8 protein-coding genes are annotated in these 6,985 nt (G+C 53.8%); 2 read left to right on the top strand and 6 right to left on the bottom strand.

Going from position 1 to position 6,985, the window contains the following annotated elements; translation table 11 throughout:
* Positions 1–120: 120 nt before the first annotated feature.
* The 3 genes from BIS10_RS16230 to uraH are packed head-to-tail and all read right to left on the bottom strand — an operon-like array spanning position 121 to position 2,426.
* Positions 121–837, bottom strand: coding sequence for a GntR family transcriptional regulator (locus BIS10_RS16230; RefSeq protein WP_253506737.1), 717 nt, complete (start codon positions 835–837; stop codon positions 121–123).
* 24 nt (positions 838–861) lie between these two features.
* Positions 862–2,061, bottom strand: coding sequence for a urate hydroxylase PuuD (locus tag BIS10_RS16225; protein WP_253506734.1), 1,200 nt, complete (start codon positions 2,059–2,061; stop codon positions 862–864).
* Between the two features lie 11 nt (positions 2,062–2,072).
* Positions 2,073–2,426 carry a hydroxyisourate hydrolase gene (gene uraH, locus BIS10_RS16220; protein ID WP_253506731.1) on the bottom strand — a complete coding sequence of 118 codons (354 nt, stop codon included), beginning with the start codon at positions 2,424–2,426 and terminating at the stop codon, positions 2,073–2,075.
* A gap of 115 nt (positions 2,427–2,541) precedes the next feature.
* On the opposite strand from uraH, the gene uraD reads away from it, so the two are divergent.
* Positions 2,542–3,081, top strand: a complete 540-nt coding sequence (uraD, locus tag BIS10_RS16215; RefSeq protein ID WP_253506728.1) for a 2-oxo-4-hydroxy-4-carboxy-5-ureidoimidazoline decarboxylase — start codon at positions 2,542–2,544, stop codon at positions 3,079–3,081.
* 147 nt (positions 3,082–3,228) lie between these two features.
* On the top strand, positions 3,229–4,599 hold the full coding sequence (locus BIS10_RS16210) for a uracil-xanthine permease family protein (RefSeq protein WP_253506726.1): 1,371 nt from the start codon (positions 3,229–3,231) through the stop codon (positions 4,597–4,599).
* A gap of 79 nt (positions 4,600–4,678) precedes the next feature.
* Here BIS10_RS16210 and BIS10_RS16205 read toward each other — a convergent pair whose 3' ends face one another.
* From BIS10_RS16205 to BIS10_RS16195, 3 genes are all read right to left on the bottom strand, one after another.
* The gene (locus tag BIS10_RS16205; protein WP_253506723.1) at positions 4,679–5,035 is read right to left on the bottom strand and encodes a phasin family protein; all 357 of its coding nucleotides are present in this window, start codon (positions 5,033–5,035) and stop codon (positions 4,679–4,681) included.
* A gap of 175 nt (positions 5,036–5,210) precedes the next feature.
* Complete coding sequence (locus BIS10_RS16200; protein ID WP_253506707.1) at positions 5,211–5,900, bottom strand: glutathione binding-like protein; 690 nt, start codon at positions 5,898–5,900, stop codon at positions 5,211–5,213.
* 80 nt (positions 5,901–5,980) lie between these two features.
* Entirely contained in the window at positions 5,981–6,673 is a 693-nt protein-coding gene (locus tag BIS10_RS16195) for a glutathione S-transferase N-terminal domain-containing protein (protein WP_253506704.1), read from the bottom strand.
* Positions 6,674–6,985: the final 312 nt, after the last annotated feature.

The raw sequence follows: 6,985 nt of genomic DNA, 5'->3' as shown, positions 1-6,985 counted from the left end.
AGGTGGGTTCGTCAGCAGTCTGAAGCGCCACCGGATGAGCTCCGGTGGCGCTTTTACGTTAGTGGAACGCCTCCAAAAAAACTGCCTAACCGCCATTACAGTTGAGCAGATGCGTCGTCGCTAAACACCAAAAATCTGCTGCAGATCCGGTACGTTCTCTTCCTCTTCAACCATGGAGAGCGAGGCTTCGATGGCTTTGAGGTGGCGGCTCATAAAGGCTTTGGCGCGTTCGCCGTTGCCGGTTTCAAGATAGCCAATCAGGTCGTCGTGGTCGTGGGATTCGCAGCCTAGGTGGCCGCGATGGCCGTAAACGGCGAGGATCAGCGATGAGCGCGAGCAGAGGCGTTCAACGAACTCCGCCAGGGTGGCGTTGCCGGAAAGCTGCGCGAGACGCACGTGAAAATCCGCCGAGAGGCGAATCGCCACGCTCTGCTGGCCGCTGCGTAGAGCTTGGCGTTCCTCACGTGCCATCTCGCGAAGCTCCGCCGCCGCCGTCGCGTTCATTCGCCTAGCCACATCGGGCATTAGCCCGCACTCGATCAGCTGGCGGGCATCGAACACGTCTTTCGCTTCATCGGCAGTGGGGCGCGTTACGCTGGCCCCACGACGCGGGGTCAAGGTAACGAGCTGCTCCAGCGCCAGCCGCTGGAGGATTTTACGAATCCCCGTGCGGCTAATACCGAATACTTCCGCTAGCGCATCTTCACGCAGCCGAGCGCCGGGCTTAAGGCGCTGCTCCACAATGGCATCGCTCACTGACCGGTAAATCGCTTCGTGGCGCTCATCGCCCTCTTTGTCAGAAGGCCTCCGTTTTAACGCCGCCTGCGCATCACTCATAGTGTCTCCTGTCTGCGACTCTGATTACTCCTCCCAGGCCGCAATGATATCGCGCTCGTCGTCACTCATGTTGGTGATATTACCAAGCGGCATGTAGCGACTGCCAACAACCTGTTGGATTTGCGCTTTGTGACCAAGAATATCGTCCCAGCTATCAAAGGCGTAGCCTGCAGGCGGCGCGGAGAAACCGGCATGTTCAGGGTTGCGGGCATGGCACTGGGTACAGTGTTGCTCGATGAGTCCAGATATTTGCGCTTGCGTGGGCGCACCGCCAGCGCCTTCCACGGCGGCACGTGGGCTGGGCGCTGCCACCCAGAACGCGAGCAGAATCAGCCCAACGCCTACCGCCGGGTAGGCTGGCTGAATTTTACCGGCATGCATCAGCACAAAGAACTGACGAATCAGCGCTCCGGCAAAAATAAACAGCACCATCACCACCCAGGAGAGCTCATGGGCGTAGATAAAGGAGTAGTGATTACTCACCATCAATAGAACCACGGGCAGCGTGAAGTAGGTGTTATGCACCGAACGCTGCTTGCCGCGCTTGCCGTCTAGCGGGTTAGGGGCGTCGCCTGCCTTCATAGCCTTCACCATGCGGCGCTGGCCAGGAATGATCCAGAAGAAGACGTTGGCCGACATCGCCGTGGCCATCACCGCGCCGGTGAGCAAAAACGCCGCCCGCCCGGTAAACATCTGGGTACTTAGGTAGGCAACCACCACCATCATCACCGCTACGGCAATACTCAGCAGGCCATCGCGCTCCATGTTGGGGCTAATACGCTTGCACAGCTCGTTATAGACCACCCAGCCGCCTAGCAGGAACCCAAGCGCCAGCAGGTTGGCCTGCCAACCGGTGAGGTTAGCCGCCCAGGCCCAGTTGCTGTCTGGATTCACTAAGTAGAAGCCAGGGTTCACCATGTAGAGAATGACGAACAGCGCAAAACCCGATAGCCACGTGGTGTAGGCTTTCCAGAACGACCAGTGCAGGTCGTTGGGTAGCTTGGCCGGGGCCGTGGCATATTTCTGGTTATGATAGAAACCGCCACCATGCACAGCCCACATCTCGCCAAAAACACCCTTCTCACGATCTTCAGCGGCTTTGGGAGTGCGCAGGCCGTTATCCAGCATCACGAAGTAGATCGACTCGCCGATCCAGGCAATCGCTGCGATCACGTGTAACCAGCGCAGCAGTAGATTCACAAATTCGATGATATACGCTTGCATGCCTAGTCCTCTTAGCTACCACGGTAAGTGGAGTAGCCGTAGGGCGAAAGCAGCAACGGTACATGATAGTGCTGGCTAGCATCGGCCACGCCGAAGCGCAGCGGAATAACGTCTAAAAAGCGCGGTTCAGCGGCTTCCACCCCTTGAGCGCGCAGATAGTCTCCAGCGTGGAACACAAGCTCATACTCGCCTGGCGTTAGCGCATCGCCTTCTAGAATAGGGGTATCGCAGCGGCCATCGCTATTAGTAACGGCATTGCCTAAATGCTCGCGGCTGCCGTCCGCTAGCCGAAAAACCTCAATAGTAATGCCTTGGCCGGGCTGCCCTTTGGCAGTATCCAGCACGTGTGTGGTTAAGCGTCCCATAGCCACTCCTCAATCATTGGATTTGTTGACGTTATTTAACCTATTGGTCAAAGAGTACCGTTGATGCTATTTATTGTATACAGTAATTCCATTTATGCACCACAGGAGAGTATCAGTGCCTCAACCAACCTCATTACAACTATCACCCGCCCCGAGCCAATGCAGCCTTGAAGCCTTTGTGCAACATTATGGCGATGTTTATGAGCACTCGCCCTGGGTGGCCGAGGCTACTTGGCAACACGGCTTAAGCGAATCTCATGACGCACCAGATGCGCTGGCAGAGCTGATGGGGTTAATGCTTCAGCAGGCCACCCCTGAGCAGCAAATTGACGTGATTCAGGCCCACCCGGATCTCGCGGGCAAAGCCGCCTTGGCCGGTGAGCTCACCCAAGACTCAACCAATGAGCAGGCAGGCGCTGGGCTGGATCAGTGCTCACCTGAAGAGTTTGCCCGCTTTGAACAACTAAATGCGGCATATAAAGAAAAATTTGGCTTCCCTTTTGTGATCGCGGTGAAAGGGTTAGACCGCTACGACATACTCGCGGCGTTTGAAGAACGCCTAGAGAACGGATTAGCCCAGGAGCGCGAAACTGCTATTAAGCAAATTATTCGCATTGCTCGCTTCCGTCTGAGAGCACGCGCTGGCGAGGCGTAGCGCTGTGATCGGGCGGCATACTGCAGCATTAAATGTGTCTGGTTGACCCTAAGGGTAATTGCATTTATATCTTGTATACGATTCTATTCGTTTATGGATGCAGCAGCATAATGCCACTCATGTTTAATAACGCCATAAAGGCTCACTATGTCTCCTCCGCCCGATCCAAAAACAAATCCTACGCGCACCATTAACCAAAACCCTGACGCCATGCCGCCGTTACCCAAAGCGATACCGCTTGGGTTGCAGCACATCATGGCCATGTTTGCCGGTAACGTAACGCCCCCTATTATTATTGCCGGTGTGATTGGTGCTTCTCCCGCTGAGCAAATTTTCCTCATCCAGGTAGCGCTGTTTGTGGCGGGGATGTCTACCCTAGTACAAACCATTGGTATTGGCCCTATTGGCGCACGCTTGCCGATTGTGCAAGGCACGAGCTTTGGTTTTCTCCCTGTTGCTTTACCCCTTGCTAAAGCGTTTGGCCTTCCTGCTGTGCTAGGTGCTTCGTTTGTCGCGGGGCTGCTACAAATTCTACTTGGCGCTTTTTTGAAAAATATTCGCCACTGGTTCTCCCCCGTTGTGACCGGTATTGTCGTACTGCTGATCGGTATTACGCTGATGCCGGTGGGGCTGAACTACGCTGCTGGTGGGGTAGGTGCTGATGACTTTGCTTCTCCATCCAATCTGCTGCTGGCGTTGTTTGTGCTAAGCGTCACCATTGCGGTGCATCAATACGGCAAGGGGTTTATTAAAGCGTCCTCTATTCTCTTTGGGCTGGTGGCAGGTTACTTGGTCGCCATTGCATTGGGTAAGGTAGATTTTACCTCGCTCACCAGCGCAGCCTGGTTTGCCCTGCCTAAACCCTTTGAGTATGGCATGACCTTCTCAGGCACCGCGATTCTAGGCATGACCCTGATTATGTTCGTTGTGGGCTTAGAAACAATCGGCAATATCTCTGCCATTACCACTGGCGGTGCAGGCCGCCCAGCCAAAGATAGCGAGCTTTCCGGCGGTGTCATGGCGGATGGCGTGGCAACCTCGTTCGCCGCTATTTTTAATACGCTGCCCAATACTGCTTACGCGCAAAATGTGGGGTTAATCACCCTGACGGGGGTAGTGAGCCGCCACGTAGTCACCATCGGTGGTTTACTGCTGATTGCGATGGGTCTTTTCCCTAAGCTCGGTGGCTTAGTTGCTGCTATGCCACACGCCGTACTAGGCGGTGCGGGTGTGGTGATGTTCGGCATGATTGCATCGGCAGGTTTAAAAATTATCAAGGAGTGCGAACTGGATCAGCGCAATATGCTGATTATTGCGGTGTCACTCAGCCTGGGAATTGGCTTACCGGCGGTGGAAGCCATTTCGGAAACGATGCCTGGGCAGTTAGGGCTGCTGTTGAAGTCGGGATTGGTGCCCGCCGCACTGGCAGCGCTGCTGTTAGACGCTATCTTGCCGGGCAAACCTGATCGCAAAGAGAAGCTAGCGAAGGCACAAGCAGCCAGTAAAACACAGCCATAACCTTTAACGAAGCGTGTTTGCTAGCAACAAAAATGCCGCGCTCATCAATGGCGCGGCATTTTTGTTCAAGACTAGCGGTTTAGTACTTAGCTGTGTCTGCTGCTTTCTTGGTAACTTCTTCGGCTTTCTTTTGACTCTCTTGCATAAAGCTTTGGCTGATAGAGGTGACTTTTTCAGAGTCTCCTTTCATACGCTCCATCAGGTCAGTGGCCGCTTTCTGCTGGCTCTCCATCGCCTTCTTGAAGCTATCTGCATCTTTCACATCTAGCCAAGTACGCGCTTGGGAAATGGTCATATCAGAGTAAGCGCGAGCCGCATCAATTTGGGCGCTGACCAGTTGCTCATAGTAATCCAACGCTGCGAGCGTATAAGAGCGCATCGGTGATACAAAAACGGAGTCAAACTGCTGGTTGGTTTTCTCTGTAGCCTTGTTCATTACGCAATCTCCTTGGGTTAGCTAGCGAATCGGCATACCCAGCAGGTGGCCGATGGTTGGCAATGACTGTATTACACCCAAGCTAGCAGCGCTTTTTGTGCAGCGCAACATGATTTTTCATCATGCTACATGTTCAGCTTATCTAACGCTCACCGAACATAACGCAACGGCTTTTTTAACGGTTACCGAACAGGTGCTTACGGGCTTCATCATCCATAACAACGCCTGCTTGCGGGTTAATATCCTCGACTAATGCGTACGCTTTTCGTACAGCAGGACGTTGCGATACCTCTTCAAACCAGCGTTCAAGATCGGGGAACTCTTCCAAGGTTTGACGCTGCTTCTCCCAGGGCACAATCCATGGGTAGATCGCCATATCCGCAATGGAGTAGCGGTCGCCGCCAACATAATGCTGCTGAGAGAGCCGCTGATCCAGCACGCTGTAGAGCCGGTTGGTCTCGCGTACATAGCGCTCTATGGCGTACTCAATTTTCTGCGGTGCGTAGTGGCAAAAGTGATGGTTCTGGCCCGCCATAGGGCCAAGCCCACCCACCTGCCAGTGCAGCCACTGCAGTACCACGTAGCGCTCGCGCCCTTCTGTTGGCAGAAACTGGCCGGTTTTATCGGCGAGATATTCCAAAATGGCGCCTGATTCAAACAGCGACATGGGTTGGCCGCCATCTTTAGGGGCGTGGTCCACAATGGCGGGAATGCGGTTATTGGGCGCAATCGTCAGAAACTCAGGGTCAAACTGCTCACCCCGGCCAATATTGATGGGCTTAATGCGATAAGCCAACTTTGCTTCTTCAAGCATGATGGAGATTTTGTGGCCGTTCGGGGTTGTCCAGTAATACAGGTCAATCATCGCCATCTCCTTTCACACAAAACGGCCTAGGCCGTTTGTGTTGCCTGTGGTTAGTAGGCGGCTTGTGGCCGCCTTAACTATTATAGATCACGAATTGTCATGGCTTTGCCAGCGACTGCATCATGCACCTCTAGCATACGCGCAAACCACGATGCCACAGGGTCACTTTCTTCTACGAGCGGCTCGGTAGAAACGGTATAGGCCCACATCATGCTGCCAAACAGCAGGTAATCCGCACCGCTGGGTGCATCGCCATCTAAAAACAGACTCTCTTTTAGTTGAGCGCTCACCGGCACCAGCGCCTGCTTCAACATCTGCCGCCCCTGTTCAGGGTTGTTGACGGCTTCCATGGTCGCACCAAAGCGTGCTTCACGGGTTTTGCGGAAGTAATCACGATCATCTGGATGGATGGCAGCTAACAGATCTAACGCGACGATCTTAAACAGCGCGGGGGTAATGCTGCGTTCTACTAACTGCTTAAACAGCATTAAGCGCTGAAGGCTCATCCCTTCGCCCACCACCGGGGCCTCCGGGTAAGCTCGGTCTAGGTAGCACATGATGTCAAAGCTATCGGTGACCACGTTGTCGCCATCGGTCAGCACAGGCACTTTGTCGTAATCGGCAAACGCAAGAACGTCTTTCTCCTGGAAGCGCCAAGCCACGGCGGTGTACTCCAGCCCTTTATGGGCCAGCGCCATACGTACCCGCCAGCAATAAGGCGAAAAGCGTAGGCGCTCATCACGGCCGCACAGGTCATAAAGTGTTATTGCCATATTGTTAGTTCTCCTTTTTTACAGGGGTCAATCCGCTACCTACAGTGAGTCTAAGTGATTAGCGACGCAAGCGACGTTCGTAACCCACCGCGCGAAGGCCTGCTGCACTGTCTATTAGTCTAATGACTGTTGCTGTATTAACACTCTGATGTAATGTTTAAAACACCTTAAAAACAACATGTTAGATTAAAACGACCGCTTAAATCATGCTCAGAACGGCCCACATCAACTGGTAAGACCAATTTTCCAATGTAGTCATTCTGCCCGCCTAACCGTATCTTTCACGCTGACCCAACTATCATTGAAATGACA

It is taken from the genome of Halomonas sp. 707B3 (assembly GCF_024158645.1).
Classification (GTDB): domain Bacteria; phylum Pseudomonadota; class Gammaproteobacteria; order Pseudomonadales; family Halomonadaceae; genus Vreelandella; species Vreelandella lionensis.
This window is presented reverse-complemented; position numbering and strand designations above follow the sequence as displayed.